This window comes from Chryseobacterium polytrichastri (genome assembly GCF_900142445.1).
Classification (GTDB): domain Bacteria; phylum Bacteroidota; class Bacteroidia; order Flavobacteriales; family Weeksellaceae; genus Chryseobacterium; species Chryseobacterium polytrichastri.
Genome location: NZ_FRAV01000010.1, coordinates 103,151 through 126,406, shown reverse-complemented (window position 1 = coordinate 126,406; position 23,256 = coordinate 103,151). Strand labels below are relative to the sequence as shown.

At 33.0% G+C, this 23,256-nt stretch carries 25 protein-coding genes; 10 read left to right on the top strand and 15 right to left on the bottom strand.

Annotated elements, in window-relative coordinates:
- The first annotated feature begins 1 nt into the window (after position 1).
- Positions 2-940: a glycosyltransferase family 2 protein gene (locus BUB80_RS08540; RefSeq protein ID WP_073292509.1), complete on the top strand. Its 939-nt coding sequence runs from the start codon at positions 2-4 to the stop codon at positions 938-940.
- A 2-nt stretch (positions 941-942) separates the two neighbouring features.
- Here the strand turns inward: BUB80_RS08540 and BUB80_RS08535 are convergent, their stop codons facing one another.
- From BUB80_RS08535 to BUB80_RS08495, 9 genes are all read right to left on the bottom strand, one after another.
- Positions 943-1,869, bottom strand: a complete 927-nt coding sequence (locus BUB80_RS08535) for a hypothetical protein (protein WP_139262613.1) — start codon at positions 1,867-1,869, stop codon at positions 943-945.
- A complete protein-coding gene (locus tag BUB80_RS08530; RefSeq protein WP_073292508.1) occupies positions 1,869-3,287 on the bottom strand; it encodes an MBOAT family O-acyltransferase in 1,419 nt (472 codons plus the stop codon). The genes BUB80_RS08535 and BUB80_RS08530 overlap by 1 nt, the downstream gene beginning before the upstream one ends.
- Before the next feature lie 2 nt (positions 3,288-3,289).
- The gene (locus BUB80_RS08525) at positions 3,290-3,670 is read right to left on the bottom strand and encodes a VOC family protein (RefSeq protein WP_073292507.1); all 381 of its coding nucleotides are present in this window, start codon (positions 3,668-3,670) and stop codon (positions 3,290-3,292) included.
- A complete protein-coding gene (locus BUB80_RS08520) occupies positions 3,670-3,909 on the bottom strand; it encodes an acyl carrier protein (protein WP_066753407.1) in 240 nt (79 codons plus the stop codon). The genes BUB80_RS08525 and BUB80_RS08520 overlap by 1 nt, the downstream gene beginning before the upstream one ends.
- A 5-nt stretch (positions 3,910-3,914) precedes the next feature.
- Entirely contained in the window at positions 3,915-4,820 is a 906-nt protein-coding gene (locus tag BUB80_RS08515; RefSeq protein ID WP_073292506.1) for a class I SAM-dependent methyltransferase, read from the bottom strand.
- A gap of 3 nt (positions 4,821-4,823) precedes the next feature.
- The gene (locus BUB80_RS08510) at positions 4,824-6,545 is read right to left on the bottom strand and encodes an HAD-IIIC family phosphatase (RefSeq protein WP_228433735.1); all 1,722 of its coding nucleotides are present in this window, start codon (positions 6,543-6,545) and stop codon (positions 4,824-4,826) included.
- An 85-nt stretch (positions 6,546-6,630) separates the two neighbouring features.
- Entirely contained in the window at positions 6,631-7,596 is a 966-nt protein-coding gene (locus BUB80_RS08505; RefSeq protein ID WP_073292504.1) for a hypothetical protein, read from the bottom strand.
- The gene (locus tag BUB80_RS08500) at positions 7,597-9,030 is read right to left on the bottom strand and encodes an MBOAT family O-acyltransferase (RefSeq protein WP_073292503.1); all 1,434 of its coding nucleotides are present in this window, start codon (positions 9,028-9,030) and stop codon (positions 7,597-7,599) included. It abuts the gene before it with no gap.
- A 21-nt stretch (positions 9,031-9,051) separates the two neighbouring features.
- Positions 9,052-9,822, bottom strand: a complete 771-nt coding sequence (locus BUB80_RS08495; RefSeq protein ID WP_073292502.1) for a class I SAM-dependent methyltransferase — start codon at positions 9,820-9,822, stop codon at positions 9,052-9,054.
- A gap of 93 nt (positions 9,823-9,915) precedes the next feature.
- On the opposite strand from BUB80_RS08495, the gene BUB80_RS08490 reads away from it, so the two are divergent.
- The 9 genes from BUB80_RS08490 (at position 9,916) to BUB80_RS08450 (ending at position 17,979) form a co-directional block, all read left to right on the top strand.
- The gene (locus BUB80_RS08490) at positions 9,916-10,755 is read left to right on the top strand and encodes a glycosyltransferase family 2 protein (protein ID WP_073292501.1); all 840 of its coding nucleotides are present in this window, start codon (positions 9,916-9,918) and stop codon (positions 10,753-10,755) included.
- 3 nt (positions 10,756-10,758) lie between these two features.
- Positions 10,759-11,916 carry a glycosyltransferase gene (locus BUB80_RS08485; protein ID WP_083547117.1) on the top strand — a complete coding sequence of 386 codons (1,158 nt, stop codon included), beginning with the start codon at positions 10,759-10,761 and terminating at the stop codon, positions 11,914-11,916.
- Complete coding sequence (locus tag BUB80_RS08480; RefSeq protein ID WP_073292500.1) at positions 11,913-12,476, top strand: DapH/DapD/GlmU-related protein; 564 nt, start codon at positions 11,913-11,915, stop codon at positions 12,474-12,476. Before BUB80_RS08485 ends, BUB80_RS08480 begins: the two co-directional genes overlap by 4 nt.
- Positions 12,477-13,628, top strand: coding sequence for a glycosyltransferase (locus BUB80_RS08475; protein WP_073292499.1), 1,152 nt, complete (start codon positions 12,477-12,479; stop codon positions 13,626-13,628).
- Positions 13,629-13,641: 13 nt separating this feature from the next.
- Complete coding sequence (locus tag BUB80_RS08470; protein ID WP_073292498.1) at positions 13,642-14,196, top strand: serine acetyltransferase; 555 nt, start codon at positions 13,642-13,644, stop codon at positions 14,194-14,196.
- Between the two features lie 373 nt (positions 14,197-14,569).
- On the top strand, positions 14,570-15,238 hold the full coding sequence (locus BUB80_RS08465) for a carbonic anhydrase (RefSeq protein ID WP_073292497.1): 669 nt from the start codon (positions 14,570-14,572) through the stop codon (positions 15,236-15,238).
- A gap of 20 nt (positions 15,239-15,258) precedes the next feature.
- The gene (locus tag BUB80_RS08460) at positions 15,259-15,558 is read left to right on the top strand and encodes a hypothetical protein (protein WP_073292496.1); all 300 of its coding nucleotides are present in this window, start codon (positions 15,259-15,261) and stop codon (positions 15,556-15,558) included.
- Positions 15,559-15,703: 145 nt separating this feature from the next.
- Positions 15,704-17,296, top strand: coding sequence for a SulP family inorganic anion transporter (locus tag BUB80_RS08455; protein ID WP_073292495.1), 1,593 nt, complete (start codon positions 15,704-15,706; stop codon positions 17,294-17,296).
- A 47-nt stretch (positions 17,297-17,343) separates the two neighbouring features.
- Positions 17,344-17,979: a carbonic anhydrase family protein gene (locus BUB80_RS08450; RefSeq protein WP_073292494.1), complete on the top strand. Its 636-nt coding sequence runs from the start codon at positions 17,344-17,346 to the stop codon at positions 17,977-17,979.
- A gap of 146 nt (positions 17,980-18,125) precedes the next feature.
- On the opposite strand, the gene pth is transcribed toward BUB80_RS08450, so the two are convergent.
- The 6 genes from pth to BUB80_RS08420 form a co-directional block, all read right to left on the bottom strand.
- On the bottom strand, positions 18,126-18,689 hold the full coding sequence (pth, locus tag BUB80_RS08445; protein ID WP_054512175.1) for an aminoacyl-tRNA hydrolase: 564 nt from the start codon (positions 18,687-18,689) through the stop codon (positions 18,126-18,128).
- A 90-nt stretch (positions 18,690-18,779) separates the two neighbouring features.
- Complete coding sequence (locus BUB80_RS08440) at positions 18,780-19,712, bottom strand: hypothetical protein (RefSeq protein WP_073292493.1); 933 nt, start codon at positions 19,710-19,712, stop codon at positions 18,780-18,782.
- 102 nt (positions 19,713-19,814) lie between these two features.
- Positions 19,815-20,699, bottom strand: coding sequence for a hypothetical protein (locus BUB80_RS08435; RefSeq protein WP_073292492.1), 885 nt, complete (start codon positions 20,697-20,699; stop codon positions 19,815-19,817).
- Between the two features lie 141 nt (positions 20,700-20,840).
- Positions 20,841-21,605, bottom strand: a complete 765-nt coding sequence (locus BUB80_RS08430) for a hypothetical protein (protein ID WP_073292491.1) — start codon at positions 21,603-21,605, stop codon at positions 20,841-20,843.
- 3 nt (positions 21,606-21,608) lie between these two features.
- Positions 21,609-22,427, bottom strand: a complete 819-nt coding sequence (locus BUB80_RS08425; RefSeq protein WP_073292490.1) for a hypothetical protein — start codon at positions 22,425-22,427, stop codon at positions 21,609-21,611.
- A gap of 3 nt (positions 22,428-22,430) precedes the next feature.
- Positions 22,431-23,252 (bottom strand): hypothetical protein, encoded by an 822-nt coding sequence (locus BUB80_RS08420; protein ID WP_073292489.1) that lies wholly within the window; start codon positions 23,250-23,252, stop codon positions 22,431-22,433.
- Positions 23,253-23,256 lie beyond the last annotated feature (4 nt).

The window sequence follows — 23,256 nt, the reverse complement described above, 5'->3', positions numbered from 1 at the left end:
AATGAAAATATCAGTAATTACTCCCGTCTATAATGCCGAGAAATATGTTGTTCAGGCTGTAGAATCTGCTTTACAGTTTGAAGAAGTATATGAAGTGATTTTAATTGAAGACAAGTCACCCGACAATGCATTACAAATCTGCTTGGAATTAGCTAAGAAATATGATCGAGTAAAAATCTATCAACATCCCGACAAAGGAAATCATGGAGCCGGAGCCACCCGAAATTTGGGATTAGAAAAAGCAACAGGAGATATTATAGCCTTCCTGGACGCCGATGATTATTATCTTCCCAATAGATTCGATGCCGAAAAAGAACTTTTCAACAATCCAGATGTAGAAGGTGTTTATGGTGCCATTGGTGTTCATTATTATTCTGAAAAATCAAAAGAACAGTATTATAAATTATATGGAGATCGACTAACGACCGTGTATAAAAAGCATCACCCAAAAGATGTATTTCCAGGGCAAATCCATATGAGAGGAGCTTTTGGCCAATTTAGTCTGGATGCGCTTACCATAAGAAGAGAATCATTAAAGAAGATGAGTACATTCTTTAAAACGCATTTAAGGCTTCATCAGGACACTGAATTCTTATTGAGACTCTCTTACTACCTCAATTTGCATACAGGCACTATAGACAAGGCTGTGGCGATGAGGGGCATTCATGAAGATAATAGAATCACGCAAGTAAATTCAGGCAAGATAAATCCTGCCACCACAAGGGTTCTACTTTGGAGAGAACTCAATAAATGGGCTGAAAATGAAGAAACTGTTCCCGAAGAAGCCAAAGTTCATATCAAAAGAATGCATCGCAGTTTTGAAATTGCTGTTGCCCCTCGTTTTAAGAAATGGGGAATGATTACAAAATATATGATCACAGATTATCCCAGCATCCGCTCGGGATTATTTAATATCAATTTTAGAAAAGGCTTATTTTAGAATTATTTTTTTCCTTTTTTATCTGCAATAATAGAATCAGCAATTTGAGCAGTGAAGATTTTCCCAGATTCTTTATACATATGATTTCCGTCTGTGTAAATGTAATCCTCCGGTTTTGATGATAAATTAAAAAACTTCACTCCATTTTGTTTTGCTATATTTTCTATTTTCTTATTGAAATCAGGAGCGTATTTATCTTCCAGTTCCATCATCCCTTTGAAGGCAGGAATCCTTACAATATAAACCGTTCCTTTATCTTTAAGATATTGTATCATATCTTGAAAGGCATTGATTCTGTATTCTGAAATTTTCTGATTTTTCATCATATCAGTATACCCTTCAATCTTTTTAACTTCCCTTACTCTAACGCTATCTGGATGTACATTTACATTAACTTCCATCCATCCATTTTTATGTAAAAAAGTTACCGATTTTGCAAGTTCTTCCCTTTCCTTATAAATGTTAAACCAACTTCTTGAATAGTGCTTTAAAAGATATTCATAGTTGGGGCTCATATCATAAAAATGCATATCAGCCAGAGGAGAATTCTGATCTAAATCTTCTGTTGAATGTTCTAAACTTTTATCTATTGACAAGCACCAAGGATCAACGGTTAAAATGAAAATTCCATTTTTAGTATCAGGATTCATTCTTCTCTTTACCGCCTCAAGATAGACTTGCCCATAAGGAGAATCCCCAATATTAAGAGCAAAGTTATTAAACTTTGTTCCTTTTAGTTTTTCATCCAGAACATAGGGAATGACCGCCTGTCCGCCACGAGAATCACCCAAAATCATATCAGAGGGTTTAGGGCCTGTATAATGCCTGTAATTATCATCAGTATTACCATCTGCATAAGTCCCTAAGAACAGCATAACACCAATAACACCAATAATATAGAATGATATTTTAAATAAAAACTTTTTCATTAGAACTGTTCATAGATGAAACTTCCGTTGCCAAAAACGCCGTAATACATAATCAGAAAAATAAGGAAAACATACATACTCCTTCTTACGATTGGTTTAAATCTGCTAATTTCTAAACCATGCTCTTGCTCTTTATTAATCCAGTCAATTAAAACGACAATGGCAATTAAACCTAAAATTTTAATTTTAATAAACTGAGGAACTGAGAAAAGCGAAAGACTAAAAATTCTTCCATACATACCGAAAGCTTCTTTTAAACTCGGCGCCACGAAAAGAACCAATGCAAAACAAACCATAGCCATTGTACAAACTATATTTCCAAGTTCTTTAAATGTGGGAATTGTTTTAGATAACTTCTTCTTTTTATTAATTTGATTATTAACCACTAAAGGAACATAGTATAGTCCTTGCAAAGCTCCATAAACAATGAAAGTCCAGTTGGCTCCATGCCAGAAACCTATGATCACAAAATTCAGAAAAACGGCAAGCATTAATCCCTTTTTATCGTAATCTCTGAATTGTATTACTAATGGGGTAAAGACATATTCTGTTAACCAAGAAGTTAATGAAATATGCCATTTCCTCCAATAATCTGCAATATTTTGAGCGAAAAGAGGGAAAGCAAAGTTTTTAGTTGTTTTAAAACCTAACAGTTTTGCAATACCAATAGCCATATCCGAATATCCTGAAAAATCTGCATACATCTGGAATAGGAAAAGAACCGCCCCAAAAGCAATTGTACTTCCCGAAAGATGTTCGTAGTTCTGGAATATATTCTGAGTAATGGGTGAAATACTATTAGAAACAACCAGCTTTTTGAATGCTCCCAAAAGAATCTGCCTTGCTGCATCAGATCCATTTTCAACGGTAAAAACTCTTTCTTTTTTCAGTTGAGGAAGTAGCAGCCCTCCTTTGTCAATAGGACCTGAAGTCATACTTGGAAAAAAAGAAATATAGTTGAAAAAAGCTAAAGTATCAGTTTCAGCTTTTAGTTTATTATTCTTAATATCAAGAATATAACTTATCATCCTGAAAGTATAAAAACTAATTCCCAGTGGTAAAATTATTTTTAACGTCAAATCATTTTTAATTCCAAATAAATCTGCAAAAGACTCAATAAAGAAATTGAAATATTTAAAATAAAATAATGTTCCTACAGAAAATAGTAATCCCAAATTTACCCAAAGCTTTTTCTTCTTGGAATCTTGAGTTTCAGAAATTTTCAAGCCTAAATAATAACATACTGCTGAACTTACCACCAAAAGTATAAGAAACCTCCAGTCCCAGCTTGCATAAAACACATAACTGGCCAATAATAAAAATACATTCTGAGCCTTAAGATTTTTTCCTAAAACCCACCAGTATATGGCAAAAACAACCGGAAAAAAAAGGATAAATACTAATGAGGTAAACTGCATTATCAGTTGCTATTTAAAAGTTCAACAATTCCATAAGAAAGCATTAAGAAAGCCACTTTCCTGTTATTGAAAAGTATCGCTTCTTTAGGTGGGGAGATTAGCATTCCTCCTTTTTCGGTAAGATATTCTATTGTTTTATCAATATCATCCACTTCATAACAAATATGGTAGTATGAAATTCTTTTTTTCAAAAGATTCTCCACCGGCTTTCCTGAAACAAGCTCAATATTCAATCCGTCTTCTACCGTAATCATACATAATTCTGCTTGCTGATTTTCATCGAAAACAACAGGCGTTTCTTCTATGATTTTGTGGAGTTGTCTTATGCTTTGGAGTTCTGCCTGTATATCCTTACAGGCAACTCCTACGTGATGAAATTTCATTACAATTTTGAAGCAATAGAACTTGCCATTTCACCTACAGTGTTCCAGCTTTGAATTTCTGAAGAAGTGAAACGTACTTTAAAAGCCTTTTCTACAGCTACGATAAGTTGAATATGAGAAAGTGAATCCCATTCTTCTACATCATTTGCTGTCGTTTCTTCTGTTAAGGTAATATCTTCATTATCCAATTCTTCACGGAAAATTTCTGATAGTTTTGATAAAATTTCTTCTTTATTCATAATATTTAATTATTTATTTTTAAAAAAGATGCATACATGGTTGCAATCTTTCTTTTTTCTGCTTTTTCTAAATCTATATCTTCACTTACAAAATACCTTTCATCCACAATCTCCAATCCAGCCTTATTAATTAAATCTCGGATTTCCTGAACATTGTTAAAGAGATAAATATGATCTATGGAAGGGGCATTGGTAGGAGTTGTAATAAAAATAGTTCCTTCTGGTTTTATAAGGTTTTTGATTTTCTTTAATAACGCTAAAGGATCTTCCATATGCTCTAGCACCTCTCCCATGGTTATGAAATCTTTCTTTTCGTCATCATCATTATAATCAAATACATTTTTAAGATGATAGATAACCTTGTCACTTTTGATTAAACTTTTTGTGAGTTCAAGAGAAGATTCACTAATATCCAGCGCTTCAAAAGTACAATCATCCCCAATTTTTTCCATTGCGGCTTCAAAATATAAGCCATGCCCTGCTCCTATTTCAAGATAAGATTGTATTGGTAAATAGTTTTGAATCCCATTTTTAAAATATTGATAAACATCGTAGTGATGCTTCCAAAGAAACTGAGAAAGCAATAATCCGTGCATATGAGAAACCATAACATCAGGATTATTATACATTGCTTTGTTTACTGCATCAAATGAAGTATTTCTGTATTTCCCTGTTCTTATAAAATCCAGCATTTCTTCATTAAAATCCCCAATCATTTTAAGATAATAGTTAATTGAATCATCAAATGTAAGGCTGTTCTTTTCAAGAATATCTTTGTATTTATTGATGAAAACATTATAGTCATTAATATAATGTTCTTCTTCCTTTAAAGAAGAAAAATTCTTTTGCAACTTTTTGCCATGAATAGCATTTTTAGTCGCAATGTGTTCAATTAAGTGTTCAATTTCCATATTTTATTTTGTGCTTATAAAAACTTCTTTTGGCTCATAGTTATCCACATTTAATATCCATTCTCCTTCATTTTCTATAAACCCTAACTTTTGGTAATGATCTTTCACCATTTGGTTTTTTGCTGTTGGAAGATATTCTCCTGCAACATATTTAAAACCATTCTTTTTTGCTGTCTCAACAACTGTATTAAGCGTAAATTCCTCCATCCCTCTTTTCAACACTCGGCAGCTCATCAGCCATGTTTCAATGAAAAGCGTTTCTTCATTTTTCTTTTCCAGGACAATCACACAAATCAATCCGTTGTCACCATATTTATCTACCAAAGTAAAAGACATGGTATGGTGATCCTCCGAATTCATAAGGCTTTCAACATCTTGTTCAGTATATCTTACGGTTCTTAAATTAAATTGATTAGAACGTTGTGTTAATTGAGAAACCCTCGGTTTTGAAAAGTTATTGAATGTCTGAACATCAGACTTCATATTCATACTTTTAAGAAAGTCTTCTACATTGGTAAAACTGTCTAACGCAATTGCTCTTTCGGCTTCAACCTGATATTGCTTCGTTCTTTCAGCATCATTTTCAGAGAAGCTTGCGGTTTCAAAAAGATTTAAACTATATAAATATTCCAAATATTCTGCAGGATCTTCGGGTAATTCGGGAACGCAAACATCTGGAAGATTTTCTCTTACAATATTTCTTTCAAAAGGATTGTCATCCAGGAAAACCATAGAATCGAAACCAATATTTAATATGCTTTGAATTTTTCTGATATTATCTGCTTTATTCTCCCAATTGGCTACAAACACAGCAATATCGTCCAATTTAAGAACCATATCGGGATGTTTTTCAAAAGGCTCCTTCGCTTTATCTTCATCATTTTTACTGCAGACCGCTAGAATAATGCCTCTTTTCTGCAACGCTTTAGCCCAATATTGAAGTTCTGTAAAAGCTTTCCCGATTCCTAAGCTACCGATCTGTATTTTTTCAAGGCCATCATCACCAATAATTCCTCCCCATGTTGTATTATCCAGATCTAAGATCAGACACTTCTTGAACTTACCTTCTACGGAAGATAAAATACTAACGATATGATGGGAAACAATTGGCAGTACATCTAAAGACAATACCATCTCTGTATTCACATAAATATTGGGCGAAAACATAAAATTTCTTCCCCATTTATTTTGAATAGAAAGTAAATCTGAAATAAAAAGATTGTTCTTTTTAACCGCTAATTCTGACAGTAAATAGTTAAGTTTATTTTGCTGGAAAACAAAAGATGATTCTACTTTATTGGCAAAATTCCCGAAAACCTGATTATCAATTCCTGCGAAATTGCAATAAATAACTTTGCTTTTTGTTCGGTTTTGAATGGTAGTGTATAATTCTTCTATATAATTGATTTTATCCTGAGCAAAATTCAGTTGAGAATTATATGATTTATAATATTGAGAAAGTAATTTATGTGAAGATTCAAAGATGATCGTATAATCAGCATTAAACTCATAATATTCTGAAGTAGGATCTAAAATCTGACGGGAAATCTGACCAAAATCTGCTTCAAAAACCTCCAAATCAAAGCCTTCATCAATAGCAGAACCTTTCAAGGCTACATTTAAAAACTGAGTTGCTGTATCTCCCAACAAGGCAACTTTTATCTTTTTTAAGCCTTCTTCTTTTTTACTTAAATTTTTCTTTAATTGTGTAAACGTTTTCATCATAGGTTTCATTTGGGATTTGCAAAATACAACTAATCTCATTTATTTACAAACCTCAGTTTAAGCTTTAATTAAATGTAATATTTGATTATTTATTATGTAAAACTTTTTCTAAAAGAGGAGCCGTTTTTTCTGAAAGAATTTTTGATCCTTTTTCATTAAGGTGACCATAATCCCATCTATTTTCATATTGATAAAACTCAGGATATGCATCTGGATTTACTAGACTTATAACTGGTACATTGAACGCATTTTGATATGCTTCCAGCTTTTTTGCATCCGGTTCCGCTGGCCCTGGAATATAGAGTATCAATTGAATATTTTTTTTCTTACACCTTTCTGAGAATTCATTAATTCTATTAACTAAAGCTTTATTTGGTGTGTACTTATTTTGATCTGCATGATAACGTTCAAGCCTTTCTTTAATCACAGTTTTAAGTTTATTTTCTTCAGTCCTGGGAACCGAGCTAAACTCTAATGCAGAAAAACCCTGATTATTATCTATAAAACCATTATGCGCTTTTTGAATTGAGCTTTCATCAGAGTATTTATTAAAGTGAAAAACATTTAAAACAAAAGACGCCAACGACATTCCTATTTGCTTATAATCTTTATTCTCTTGATGATACTTTACAGCAAAATCAGTATTTGCATAATTGAAGGATCCGAAACTTCTTTCCGTTTTAATATTGATTTTGGTAACCTTTATTTTATCCTGCAATTCAACGATGATATATTTAGGTTTAAAATTAGGATTACTTAATATATAATCTAAGGTTTGAAAGCTTTCCAAATCAAAACCTGCGTTGGCTCCTAAGTTATAAGATTTTACACCTTCAATATTCTGATCGATAATTTTACAATCAACCTGATTATTTATTTTTGAACTTCCAATGAAATACATATTGTATTCTGGATGTTTTTCCAGAAACTCCAGTTTTGCATTTAAAAACGGATATGAATAATTCGTATTTGGGCTAACAGCAAGTTTCACCAAGCCAATAATAAATATGATGGCTATAAATATTGCTAATCTTGAGAAAAATTTCTTCATTTAAAATTGAAAATAAATAAATTCATTACTGCCAAAATTGGCAAAATTCAATATCAAATAGGCTACTACAATATAAATAACACTTTGCAACCAAGGTTTTTTGTCTTGAATTTTTAATCCGTAATCCTGTGTTCTATTCCACCATTCTATGACAAACATAAAAATAATCAACCCAAACAAAACAAATCTAAACTCTGTCGGGAAAGAAAATAGACTTTCGTTAAAGATCCTTTTGATATATCCAATAGCATCGGAAACACTTTCTGAACGGAAAAAAATCCACGCAAAACAAGTCAGCGTAAATGTCATTAAAATACTGAAAACTTCTCTTAGCGAAGGAATAATTTTTCCCATTGCAACAACTTCCAGGTGATGCCTGTTCTTTTCAGCAATTAATAATGGGAGGAAAAATAAGGCATTAAGTCCACCCCAAATAATGAACGTCCAATTGGCTCCATGCCAAAAACCACTGACCAGAAAAATAATAAAAGTATTCCTAATTTTCATCCACAACCCACCTTTACTTCCCCCTAAAGGAATATAGAGATAATCTCTAAACCATGATGAAAGTGAAATATGCCATCTTCTCCAGAATTCAGCAATATCTCTTGAAAAATATGGGTATGAAAAATTTTTAAGTAACTCCAGACCAAACAATCTGGATGTTCCTAACGCAATATCTGAGTATCCGGAAAAATCTCCATAAATCTGAAAGGCAAAAAGCACAGCTCCCAATACTAAGTTGCTGGCGCTTTCTGTATGATAGTTTGTAAATATCTCATTAACAATAGGCGCGCAATTATCTGCAATCACCATCTTCTTGAAAAAGCCCCAGAAAATCTGGGCCATTCCATCTTTAGCTTTTTCGTAATCAAAAGATCTTTTCCGCTGAATTTGAGGAAGAAGGTGCGTTGCTCTTTCAATAGGTCCTGCAACCAGCAAAGGAAAATAACTTACAAATACCGCATAATCTACATAGTTTCTTTCGGCCGGAATTCTTTTTTTGTAAACATCAATCACATAAGATAGACCATGGAAGGTATAAAAAGAAATACCAACGGGTAAAATAACTTTTAACACCCACATGTTTACACCAAACCCAAACGAATGTAAAAGTTCTGCAAAATTTTCTATAAAGAAATTATAATATTTGAAAAAACCAAGAAACCCAAGATTAATCGCAATACTTAATGTCAACCAAAAAGTTGCCATTTTTTTTGTCTTGCTGTTTTCAATTTGAATTCCTGAAAAATAATCTAGCCCGATAGAAAATATCAAAAGAAATAGAAAACGCCAATCCCAACAGCCGTAAAAATAAAAACTGGCTGCCAATAAAAGCATATTTTGATATTTATAGTTTTTATTAAATACCTTCCAGTATAATATAAAAACGATGGGAAGAAAAATTAAAAAGGCAATAGAGTTAAAAAGCATAAACTTTATTTAAAATAAAAACTACTTTACAAACACACCAATGTATTTTCCTTCAAACTCGATTACAGTTGTATTGATAGCTCCTTTTTCACAAAAATCCTGATATGCAGAATTATCTCCAATATCATCACTTATAAATACGCCTCCTTTTCTAAGGTGTTTATACAATTCCTCATAAGCCCACATTCTTCCATTATAACTTTTATCTGAGTCATAATGCACAACATCAAAAGATTGATTTTCTGTGAAGATTTTAGGTAAAGATTCTTTATCTGCAAAACGGAATAGCTTCCAATATTTCTTTAAATCATCAGGAACTACAACTCCTACATATTGATCTCCATCTTGTGCTAAATAAGGCATATCGGAACTATATAAAGCTCCGTCTCGTTTTTGAAGAGAAAGTAATGCAGCCAAAGAAGACCAACCGTAAGCGACTCCGGTTTCTATAGCATCCTGTGCTTTTGTAAACTCACATGCGAAATAGATCAACTCCATTGCGCCTGCACCACCCATTTTTACGGGACAAGATATTTCTCTTTGTTCAGATTTTCTTAAAACTTCCAGAAAATCTTGTTTAAAAGAACTCATATCAATTTCAAAAAGCTGGGAAATTGCTTCTTTTTGAGAAATTGATTTTGAGGCTGCCCAAGAGTTGGTTTTCTCTTTACCTTTAAAAGCATTACCTCTATTAAAAGTATTTTTTATGATTTTTCTGCCTAATTCAGGATAAAGATCCGGACGTTTAAGATAGGCTAAAAATGTTTTGGAAACCCTTAGTAATTCGTTCATTATATTTGTGTGAGTCACAAAAATAAAGATTTTTCTGTAATATTTAATTTTTATCTTTACAAAAATTTATTAAAAAAAACTTAAACACCACAAATGAAGTTCTCTATCCTTATCGCCAATTATAATAATGGCAATTTTTTCAAAAATTGTTACGATTCTATTATTGCACAAACTTATGACAATTGGGAAGCTATCATTCTTGATGATGCTTCTACAGACGATTCTTTGGAGATTATAAAAAAAATAATAGGAGATGATGATCGTTTTAAGATTTATCAAAATGAAAACAATAGTGGTGTTGGGATTACAAAAAGTAAATTAATAGAACTGGCAGATACCGACATCTGCGGATTTGTAGACCCGGATGACGCCATTACTCCTAATGCATTATTTTCCAGTATTGCAGTTTTCAAAAAAAATAAAGAAGTAGTTCTCACTTATTCAAAATATATAAAGTGTGATGAGCACCTTCACTTCATAGAAATCCCTAAATTAGCAATGCAGGTTCTCAATAATGATCCTTACTTCTTTAACTGCCCGGTTCACATTGTTCATTTTGTCAATTTTAGAAAAAAAATTTATGATCAAACCGAAAAGATGGATACAATGATGAGAATTGCAGAAGATCAGGATCTGTATTTGAAAATGTATGAAAAAGGAAAAGTAGCATTTATCAACGAAGCTAATTACCTTTACAGAACGCATGCGGGAGGAATTTCTCAAAATAATAACAGACCAAAATCCCGTGAATATTTTTCAAAAGTGATTTTTAATGCAATGAAACGCAGAAATTTAAAAACAATAAATGGGCAACCTGTTCCTGATGAATATAGTAACTCTAGTGAAATTTACAGTTTATTAGAGTATCAAACTTCGATTACATATAGAATTAAGAAAAAACTAAAAATATTTGCACAACAAATCTTCAGTTAGTAAATGATGATAAATAAAAAAATAAAAGTACTTTTCAGACACCGCTCCATGGAAATGGGGGGTGTAGAAAAGGTAATCTTGAGCCTGCTTAATAATCTCGACAAAGATAAATTTGAAATAACGATATGCCTAAATATGAATCAGGGAGAATTACGAAATGAGATCCCAAAACATATCCGGAAAGTATATATCACAGAAGGAAAAGAAAATTTTTCTGAAAATTCAGTAATCCAAAAAATTCAACTTGTTAATAGAAGATTAAAATTAAACAAGGCGGAAAAAAGCCCCAAAATAGCAGATCAACTTTTAAATGAAAAGTATGATGTAGAAATTGCACCTTCTTACGCTACCTTTTCATCAGTTTTAAATTCCTCCAATAAAGATTCAAAAAAAATAGGGTGGTTCCATTCTGAGATTAATGTTTTTAAAATGCAGCCTTTAGTTCCTAATATTTTAAAGCATTTTCCACAGTTTGATCATATGGTGTATTGTTCGGAAAAAATTAAGGATACAATGCATCAATATCATCCTGATTTAAATTATCCGTCAGAAAGTGTAATCATTAACGCAATTCCGATTGAGGAAATCAAGAAAAAAGCAAAGGAAAAAATTGAAGATCTTCCAACAGGGCCCGTTTTTGTTTCTGTTGGCAGGCTGCATACAAGAAAAGGATTCCACAAGCTTATTGAAGCACATAAAAGACTTATTAATGAAGGATTCCATCATAGTATCATCATAATAGGAAATGGTGAGGAATTTAAAAATCTTACTGAACAAATCAATAAAAATAGCCTCCAAAAGTCATTCATTCTCAAAGGAAACAAGATGAATCCTTATCCATACATTAAAAATGCAGATTTTTTCATTCTTCCGTCTGAGTCTGAAGCATGGCCATTAGTAATTGCAGAAGCATTAATTCTTCAAAAACCCATTATTTCAACAGATACCGGAGATGTGGGAATTATGATTAAAAATAAGGAAACCGGTATTCTTATTGATTATAATGTTGACGATATGTACGCTGCCATGAAAAAGTTTTTAACTGAACCTGAACTTGTTTCCAATATTAAAAAAAATCTTGAAACGATTGAAGAACAATTTGACAATCAGAAAATATTTAATGCTGTAGAAAATATAATCTTAAAACTAACACAAAAATGATGTTATTATTCAGAATCATACTAAAGATACGTTCCCTGTATCAAGATATGATTAAGTCTGTTATTATCAAAGTCGCCACCAACCAAGGAATGAAAGTGGGTGAAAATTTATATGTACAAGGAGTTCCCAACTTTGGTTCAGAGCCTTTTCTTATTGAGATGGGAGACAATGTAACCATCGCCGAAGGGGTCTCTTTTATTAATCATGGAGGAGATGGGCGAGTTACAAAAAGAATTGAAAAATATAAAGACGGAAGAACCTTTGGCAGAATAAAAATCGGCAACAATACCTTTATTGGTAAAGGAGCCGTTTTACTCCCCGGAGTTTCCATTGGAAGCAACTGTATTGTGGGTTCCATGAGTGTGGTAAGCAGTTCTGTTCCCGACAATACAATTTATGGGGGTGCACCTGCCAAATTCATTTGCACCATTGAACAATACGGAGAAAAATTAATCGCAAATAGCACAATATACCCTCTCGAGCTAGAAGCAGACCGCGCAAAATTAGAAGAATATCTTATCAAAAACCTCCCTCACACCTATAAACCCGTAAAAAAATAAATGCCGAAAAAAAAGAAAATCCTCATTCGCATAGGCTCCCTTCGTCATGGTGGTGCAGAAAAAGTTTTGGTTACTTTTTTAAAAAACATCTCACCAGACAAATATGAAGTAGATTTATTAATCAATCTTTATTCGGGGATCTATATTAAAGAAGTGCCTTCTTGGGTAAATGTTTATTATTTACTGAAAGGAGAAATGATCACAACCAATAGACCTCAGGATATTCCTGTAAAAGTGTATCGGGTCCTTTACCAAAAGATGTTTCTTTGGTTTCCTTCCCTACTTTATAAATTTGTTTTAAAGAATAAACAATATGACGTAGAGCTGGCTGCTATTCATGGAATGTATAAAGAAATTTTATCCAGCCCACAGAAAGATTCAAAAAAAATAATCTGGGTACAGAATGATATTTTCAATCTAAAAGAATATACTCCGGATGTTATAAGACAGTTTTTTAAGTTTGACAAAATATTAGTTATTTCCAATAAACTACAAGAGGAAATGCATAAACTGGCTCAAAATGACTCAGAAAAAAAGGCTGTCATTAAAATTTTCAATCCTATAGATAAAGAAGATACGCTGAAAAAAGCAAATATTATTATTGATGATTACCCTTTCGACAATAATATTCCTACTTTTGTAAGCGTTGGAACCGTTTACCCTCAAAAAGGATATGACAGACTACTGGAAGTTCATAAAAGATTATTAGATGAAGGTTTAAAACATCAGCTTTTAATCATTGGTGACGGTTATGATCTAAATAATATCCAAGCATTGCTTGATCAATTAAAATTACAGGAAACAGCGAAAATGTTAGGCTTTAAAAGCAACCCTTATCCTTATTTAAAAAAAGCAGATTATTATATTATGTCCTCAAGACATGAGGGGTTTCCTACGATTATAGCAGAAGCACTTATTCTCAACAAACCTATTTCAGCAACAGATATCTCAGGAATTAAAGACCTTTTACAAGACGGAAAACTAGGAACGATAACACCCAATTCCGAAGATGGGATTTATGACGGAATGAAAAAGTTTCTTACCAATAAAGACCTTGCTGAACAATATAAAAAACAGGTTGCTGAAACAGATTTACCTTTTGTTTTAGAAAAATCTGTACAAAAACTTCAAAAAATAATTGATGAAATATAAACCGTAACAAGCTATGTCAAATTATTCCATCATACAGAAAGATTTTTATCGTGAAAGCGGAAAATGGCTTTCAAAATTTGAAATTTGGGCAAAATGCATCAACCCTAATTTACACTTTATCTATATTTTTAGAAAAACTCAGAAACACATGAAAAAACCTGTCTTAGGAATTTTCTGGAGACTTGTTTTGAGACATTACCAAATAAAATATGGCTACCAGATTTATCCTGAAACTGAGATTGGAGAAGGATTGTATTTAGGCCATTGGGGAAGTTTGGTGATTAATCCTAAAGCTAAAATTGGTAAAAACTGTAATATTGCACAAGGCGTAACGATCGGACAGCAAAACCGTGGAAAGTATCAAGGCTTCCCAACCATTGGAGATGAAGTCTGGATTGGAACCAATGCTGTAATTGTAGGTGGAGTTTCCGTTGGAAACAATATTTTAATTGCCCCTAACTCCTATGTAAACTTTGATATCCCATCTAATTCTGTAGTTGTTGGAAATCCGGGGAAAATATATCCCATAAAAAGAGCGACAGAAGGATATATCAACAGTAAAATATAAATAACACACTGCATTCCAAACAGATAAACCTTTAACATATATAATAGCTTCCTTATTTTGGAAGCTTTTTTTATGTACATTTAAGAATCTTTTAATATTCAAATTTCTTTTTATTCTAAATAGTTTGTAATTTTATATCTGTTTTGCTAGGCTGTTTGAATTATTAAAAACATAAAATATTGATCTAAAACAAAGGAAAACCTATCCAATACATAGATTCCGTATGATTTTAAGCATATTTTAATATTAAACTTTGTTAAAAGTGATTGCTATTTAGACAAAAATTATATTTTTGCATCATTATTGATTTAGTCTATTGATTTTCAAAATAATTTAAACGAAATAAATAATTACACCTTCAAATTTTAAATTTATGTCACAATCGTACGAAGTTATTTTTGAAAACAATAGAAAATGGGTAGAGTCTAAAATCTCACAAGATCCAAAATTCTTCGAAGAACTAGCTAAAACTCAAAATCCTGATTATCTATACATTGGATGTTCAGACAGCAGAGTAACGGCAGAAGAATTAATGGGCACACAGCCAGGTGAAGTTTTTGTAACCAGAAACATTGCGAATGTGATTAATACTTTAGATATGAGTTCAACAGCTGTCATACAGTATGCTGTAGAACACCTAAAAGTAAAACACATTATTGTCTGTGGACATTACAACTGCGGTGGTGTAAAAGCAGCGATGACTCCTCAGGATTTAGGATTATTAAATCCATGGTTGAGAAACATCCGTGATGTGTATAGATTGCACCAAGCAGAACTAGATGCTATTAGTGATGAAGGTAAACGTTATGACAGGCTTGTAGAGCTGAATGTTCAAGAGCAATGTATCAACGTAATTAAAATGGCTTGTGTACAAGAAAGATATATTTTAGAAGAATATCCTATTGTTCACGGCTGGGTTTTTGACCTTAGAACAGGTAGAATTATTGATTTGGAGATTGATTTTGAAAAAACATTAAAAGACATCCAAAAAATCTATAACCTTACTGGTTCAGATTGGGTAATGAGTAAAAAAACGAAATAGTTTTTTTAAAAGAATATAAAATGAAATTCTGGAGTATTATTATATTAACGTTTTTCCTAAACTTTACAGCGCTGCCAAGCATTGCTGCTGTTTTTGGATGGGATCTACAGAGAACCAATATAATAATCAATGAAGAAGAACCCCATTCTCATCCCACCTCTTTAATCATTTACGAAAAGACAATTCCAAAGACCTTGGATGTATTCGATTATCTAAAATTTTTCGAACCTGATCTTTCAGGTAGATCTTTTGTTTTGATAGATGATTCTTTTCATCTGTCACCCCTACTTACTATATTTTCGCCTCCTCCGGAAGCTTAATTTTAAAGTCAGATTCATATTTCCAATTATTCATATCAAATTTGATATCGAATACACATGCTTTAAAATTAAATTTCCAATCTTTTATAATTGATTTATTTAAAGACAAATAGCTCAATTATACATTCACAGCAGTTTTCACATCATGAAAAAGACATCTTTAATAGGAGGAATTAAGGAAAATTTTCCTTCAGGCCTCGTTGTATTTTTAGTAGCACTTCCGCTCTGTTTAGGAATTGCTTTAGCATCTGGAGCACCACCATTATCTGGAGTTATTTCAGGGATCGTTGGTGGATTAGTAGTGGGGTTTTTAAGTAACTCTAACATTTCAGTATCCGGTCCTGCTGCAGGCTTAACAGCGATTGTCTTAACGGCAATCACAGATCTTGGTGCCTTTGACCTTTTCCTTTGCGCAGGAATCGTGGCGGGTCTCATTCAATTAATTTTAGGCTTCGTAAGAGCCGGAAGTATTTCAAACTACTTTCCCAATAACGTTATTGAAGGGATGCTTGCCGCCATTGGTATCATCATTATTTTAAAACAAATTCCACATGCATTAGGGTTTGATAAAGATTATGAAGGTCATGAATCAATATTTGATAAAGGACTCAATTTTAATTATTTTACTGAATTATTAGTAGCAGTTCACATAGGAGCCATTCTAGTTACTTTGGTATCAATATCTGTTCTTTTAATTTGGGATAAAGTACCTGCTTTAAAAAGAATGAAAATGCTTCCAGGAGCATTAGTTGCGGTAGTTTTAGGTATTGTACTTAATGAACTTTTTAAAATATCAGGAAGCGGATTAGCAATTGGGACAGAACATTTAGTTTCTTTACCTGTGCCAAAATCTGTTGAAGATTTTAAAAATTTGATCACTCTGCCTGATTTCGGTGGATTAACCAATCCTAAAGTTTGGATCGTAGGAGCAACCATTGCCATTGTAGCTTCTATCGAAACATTACTTTGTATTGAAGCATCAGACAGATTAGATAAACAAAGAAGAATTACTGATACCAACCTGGAACTTAAAGCTCAAGGAATCGGAAACCTGATAAGCTCATTCATCGGCGGACTTCCAATGACTTCCGTTGTGGTAAGAAGTTCAGCCAACGCCAATGCGGGAGCTACTTCTAAAACCTCAGCTATGATTCATGGTGTTCTTCTATTAGTTTGCGTTCTTACCATTCCATTCATTTTAAATTTAATACCGCTTGCAACGCTTGCTGCTGTATTGATTTTGGTAGGATATAAATTAGCAAAACCTGCTACTTTTATGCATTTCTGGCATTTGGGGAAATTTCAATTCATTCCATTTGTTGCAACTGTCGTTGCGATAGTAGCTACAGACTTGTTGAAAGGTGTAGGAATTGGTTTAGCTATTTCTGTTTTCTACATTCTTCAAGGGAATATGAAACGTGCTTATTATTTAAGCAGAGAAAAGCTAGACGATGCAGATGAAATCACTATTAAATTGGCTGAAGAAGTTTCTTTCTTAAATAAAGCAGCCATCAAGAAAACATTAAAAAACATTAAGTCTAATTCTACAGTAACTATTGACGCAAGAGAAACTTCATACATCACTACAGATGTACTAGAAATGATTCAGGATTTCGCCAATATAAGAGCCAAAGAAGAAGATATTAATGTTGAACTTCTAGGTTTCAAAACTTCATATCGAGATTATGAAACCAATCAGGATTCTCATATCTTGATTACTCACAAAAGAGCAATGTAAGCTCATTCCAATAATTTTTTTAACTTTAAAAAGAATAAATACATCATATGAAAGCACATACACACGAAACTCAATCGACAATTACTCCCGAAAAAGCATTAGAAATTTTAACAGAAGGAAACCAAAGATTTGTAAACAATCTAAAGGCAAACAGAGATCTTTTAGGACAAGTAAATGCTACCCGTGAAGGGCAATGGCCTTTTGCCGTAATCTTAAGCTGTATAGACAGCCGTACTTCTGCAGAACTTATCTTCGATCAGGGATTAGGAGATGTTTTCAGCGTTAGAATTGCTGGTAACTTTGTAAATCAGGATATCTTAGGCTCAATGGAATTTGGTTGTAACGTTGCGGGTTCAAAGCTTGTTGTAGTTTTAGGGCACACAAAATGTGGCGCTTTAAAAGGCGGTTTGGATGCAGCACAAATACAAGGGATGGGAATGGATAACCTGAACCACCTAATCAACCATTTTGATCCGATTATTAATGACATCATTGAAGAAGGTGAAGAGCGTTCTTCTAAAAACGGTGATCTTTTGGAAAGATTAAATCAACAAAATGTCAAAAGTGCCATCGAAGACATTCGTACACAAAGTTCAACGCTTAAAAAGCTTGAAGACGAAGGTAAAATCAAAATAGTTGGAGCCAACTATGACGTTGAAACCGGAGTTGTAACTTGGTTGTAATAGATACAATTTACACATCTCTATTACACACACATAAAAAAGAAATAATACTATAGTTAGTTAGATTGGAAATTAATTTCTAAAGTATATAAAAAGACCATCGATTGTATCGATGGTCTTTGCTTTTTAATAAAAACTTAGATTATTTATTTCCCGTTAAAAGCAGACATTGTATTATTAATACCTGCAAAAACAAATGACAAACAAGCTTTGGTAAATTTCTCTATTCTTTCAGGAAGCTTTTCTGCTTCTTCTTCATTCCAGGTTCCAAGAACATAATCTACCTGCCTGCCTTCAGAAAACTCTGCAGAGATTCCAAAACGAAGCCTTGCATAATTTTGTGTCTGAAGTACTTCATTAATATTTTTAAGCCCGTTATGACCCGCATCAGAACCTTTCATTTTCATTCTTAACGTCCCAAAAGGCAATGCGAGATCATCAGTAACAATCATTACATTTTCTAAAGGAATATTTTCTTTCTGCATCCAAAATTTCACTGCATTTCCGGAAAGGTTCATATAAGTATCAGGCTTTAAAATCAAAACTTTTCTGCCTTTGTATTTTCCTTCCGCCATCCATCCGAAGTTGGTGGTATTAAATGATGCTTCAAGTGTTTCAGCTATTTTTTCAGCTACTTTAAATCCTATATTGTGACGTGTATTTTCATATTCCGGGCCTTTATTTCCGAGACCGACGATTAAATATTTCATGAGAAATTTTTTGCAAAATTAAGAGATAAAAAATAAAAAACTCAATCCGGTGAAGAATTGAGTTTAAATATTATTAAAAATAATTATTTCTTATAATGGTTTATAAATAAAGTTTGTCCCAAATCCTTTTGTCACATACGTCTGAGGATCATAACGATAATCTGTAGAGAACACAACAGGAGCCGGAATTGACAACATAAGATCTGATGTAGACATCCTCTTAGGACTGTTTGGAGAAAGTATTAAACTTTTTAAATCATTTTTACTTGTAGATATAAGAACAGACACTTTATAAGCAAAAGGCAATAATGTATATGCACTTATTTGAGCATCATAACTTGAATATGCATATCCTAGTTTCTCAGTTGGTGTCCCAAATACATCACCAGCTCCTATAAGACCAGACTGTTTTACAACATTCGATACATTATCTCCTACATAATCATAATTCGTTTTTGAATACGCTGTGTAGGCAAATTGAGTTCCTGACACCTCTGTTCCGGTTCTCATAGTAATTGCCTTATATTTAGCCGTAGATGCATCATACTCTAAATTAAACAAACTTTTCGTCTTTTTTAAAAGAGCAAATGGGCCTAAAGGTACCTGAGGAGTAGGAGCTCCTCTTTTAAATACAGAACGGTTTTCTGATATAGACTCTAATCTTCCAGTGTTACCATAGGTAAACAACTGAGTGAATGATGTACTGTCTTTATCTAAAATTCCGTCTCCATCCATATCAAGAAAACCACGAAAATTAATTGTACTTACTTTGTCACCACTGAAAGTAACATCAGTAATAGATGCATGATTTCTAATTACTCTTGATAAAAGCAAACCGTTATAATGATATTCTGCTATTGTATCAGCATCCGTAATTTCTCTATATAACGCTCTTGGGCCTATTAAACCGCTGTTATTATTCAAATCTACCAATGGATTTCCATCTTCATCCAATAAATCTTTACAAGAATGTATTGCAGAAAAACCTGCCAATAGTAAAACAAAATATAAAAGTCTTTTCATTCCTTAAGGGGGATTATTTATTTTTTCAAAAATATAATTTTTTTTTGAATAAAAAGTATATAATTATTCATATTATAGCAAACTTAGTAATTAAGTTTTTCATTATAAAGCTTTATAGATATATTTTCCCGTCTGGTTCTGGCTTGAAATAGGATAATTCTGAGTATCATACTGATACGTCATATCTACTGATATAGATGGGGCTGGAGCCGGATACGCAAAGCTCAGATTTCCAACATTATTTGAAGATAGTCTATAAAAATTAGCAGGGTGTATTAAGCTATATACCAAAAAGAATGTTTTTGGAAGCGTTGTATACGGATTAATTTTAGAATCATAATTGGTAAAATTGAAAGTTGTTGCCAATGATCCGCCTGCTTGCGGATTTCCACTATTATCAGTTGCTCCCATTACAGAAACCACTTTAGTAATATTATCTCCGGTATAGGTTAGCGTGTTTTCTGTAAACTGACTATATGCAGTAGGTATTACACCTCCAGCTCCCATTTTTTTCTTTTCTATAATCTTTGTGATCTTTCCTGCAGAATCATAGGTGTAAAAGAAATCACTTTTACCTGTGATAATAGTTCCCGTAAGTAAATTAGAGGTTGTCCCGGAAATTTTGCCATTTGCATCATAGCTGATATCAAAATCATATCCTGCACCATTGCTACCCACAAACTTTATTTTCGAAATTTTATTTCCTGTATAAGTTGCAGTACCCGTAAAAAAAGAGTTAGGAGCACTTGCATCGGTAAATATTCCCTTATCAAGAACACCCGCATTGGTAATAAACTCTTCTACTGTAGCCCCATTACCTGTTGTTTTGCTTAAAATTCTTGGTCCGGTAATCGTTGTGCCACCTCCATTATTATTCGGGTTGGTTGTTTTATTTTGGTTAATAGGGTCGTCCGTTGTATTGTCACACGACAACAGAAATACGAAAGCCAGCCCTAAAAGGCCTTTCAATGGAATATTTTTTTTCATGGTTAATGATTTTTAATGGTGCCAAATATAATTTATTTTCCCAAATAAAAACCAAACCATCATAAACATTAGTGCTAAAATAAAAAAAGGTCTAAAAATTTATACTTTTAAACCTTTTCAACTATTATTTATTTTGAAAAATTAAAATGGTTGCAATACCGATGTTGTTAATACCGATTGTGACATATCTTCATTAAGAAAAGTAGTATTTACGGCTCTTCCAATTCCTAAAGTACCTGAATTCAAATTTCTTTTTACACAGGCCGCTTTTACATTGTAATCCTTTTTTGGAAGAAGATTAGTAAGAGTTGCATTAAGATTAAAAATCTTATTTGTTCCATCCCCACCTAATATTACATCAGTTCTCACTGCCTTTAGTTTATCGTCTACAAAAATTCCGCAGGCAAAACTTATTGATGCATTAGCATTGGTAGTATTTGAATTAGGATTAATTGTTTTTTGAGCAGTCGTTTGAAAAGTAAAGGTTACTTTATTTTCTCCATTTGTAATAGAGAATTTACCTACGGTTCCAGTCAAAACTGTCCAGTTTGTATTATAATCTAAGTTTTCTGCATATGGACTTGTAGAGCCATTATCACCGGTAAAACGTGCACCCACTTTATCAAAAACTGTAGTCATAGAAAAAAGAGACATACTTCCCATCCCATCAGCAACTTTTACATCTTTCCAATCATTAACATTCAAATTTGCATTATTATGAAAGAGTGTTCCTTTTGGTCCCGAAGAACCTTTCGTAGCAGCAGAAGCGCCTATTCTTATTTCTTTTCCTACATTCAAATCTCCATTTATATCTAATCTATTTACTGGTGTAGCTGTATTAATACCCACTTGAGCATTTAATAAAGCACAAAAGAATAGCAAGCTTATTAATAATATTTGTTTCATGATTTAGTTTGTTACTGTATTAAACACCTGAGGAACCTCATAAACATCTACTTTAAGTGATGACTGAGAGATGAAAGAATCAATATTAGACGCAACACTAGTTCCTATTCCTAATGTTATTGGATTATTATTATTTATGTTATAAGATTCCAATCTTGAACAAGCCACACTTACGGTATGATCTCCTTTTGAAAGATTTTCCACAAGACCAATTTGGTTGTGCGTAAGGAAAGGATTGGATGCACTACTTGCCTTAATATTTCCCTGTCTTAAATTCACCAGTTTATCATCTACAAAAATCCCACAACCATAATCAATGGAAGTATCTGTATTTCCTACTGTTCCAAAATTGGCATGAACAACGGTTTCAAACTGAAAATAGGTCTTGCTTTGTGTACTGAATACTTTGAAAATTTTAGTCAGCCCAGGTATTTTCTTAAATTGTGCAAAAGTACTGAACGTATTATTTTTTGTAAAAGAAGCAGAACGTGAAGTAGGAGAAGACTCTTCAGAAGCCGTAAATTTCACCCCTTCCCTGTCGGAAAATGAGTTATTAAAAATTAAATAAAATTTATTGGCTTCATAATCAGGAATACGAAGTGTTTTCCATGTAGGCGCATTTCCTTCTCCTTGTGAAACTAAAAGTTGATCATCTCTTCCTTCCGAAAGCTTGTTATTAGCATCTTGAACCACTAACTTACCTCTAAGGTTATAGTTTCCATTCACATCCAGCATTGCTCTAGGTGTTGGTGTATTGATTCCAACTTGAGCAGAGAGTGATAATCCTAATACAGAGAATAGGATAAATAATATATTTTTCATTGATTAATTTACTTGGTAGGTTACAAATTCAATAAGATCGATCTTGAATGCAGATTCTAAAGTAAAAGCATTAGAAAGATTGCCGTTGCCCGCAACATTACGTCCAATAGCAAACTGAGCATCATTATTAGATACATTAATTTTCCTGCATGCTACTTCAACCTTTTGTACCCCTACCGGAACGTCTGGTTCCGTGTAATTTAATGTGAAAATATAATCTTGGATTCCGTTCTTTTCAGAATTATTGTTTGAAGAAATTTTGTCCGGACGTACCGCTACAAGTTTACCATTTCGGAAAATCCCACACGTAAAGCTTACATTCTGAGATGCACTTGCTGTTGAGGCTTTCATTTCAACTCCGGTCTGGAACTGATAAGTAAGTCTGTTAAGCCCGTTTTTAATCGTAAAATTATTCTCAAGACCCGCAATTTTCACCCATGTTCCTTTGGTTGCATCAGTGATATCATCTCCGATACTGTTTTTGTAAACACTATCTCCCAAAATCCCGTTAGAAAGAGAGGTAACACCTACTTGATCTGATGATAAATATGAATTGATTAATTTGTACTGTCCTTCCTCCATAAAGGTGACATTCAGAGTTTTCCATTGAGGAGACATTCCATCTCCCTGGGAAACCAAAACTTGACCGTTTAAACCGGCAATACCAACTTGGGTAGAATTACCACCCACTCTAAGTTCTCTTCTTAAGGTAGTCTTCCCGTTTACATCGAGAGTAGTTTGAGGGATGCTTATCCCAACGCCCACCTGCGCGTGAGTATAGACCGAAAACAGCCCGACCACGCATAAATACATAGTTTTTTTCATAATA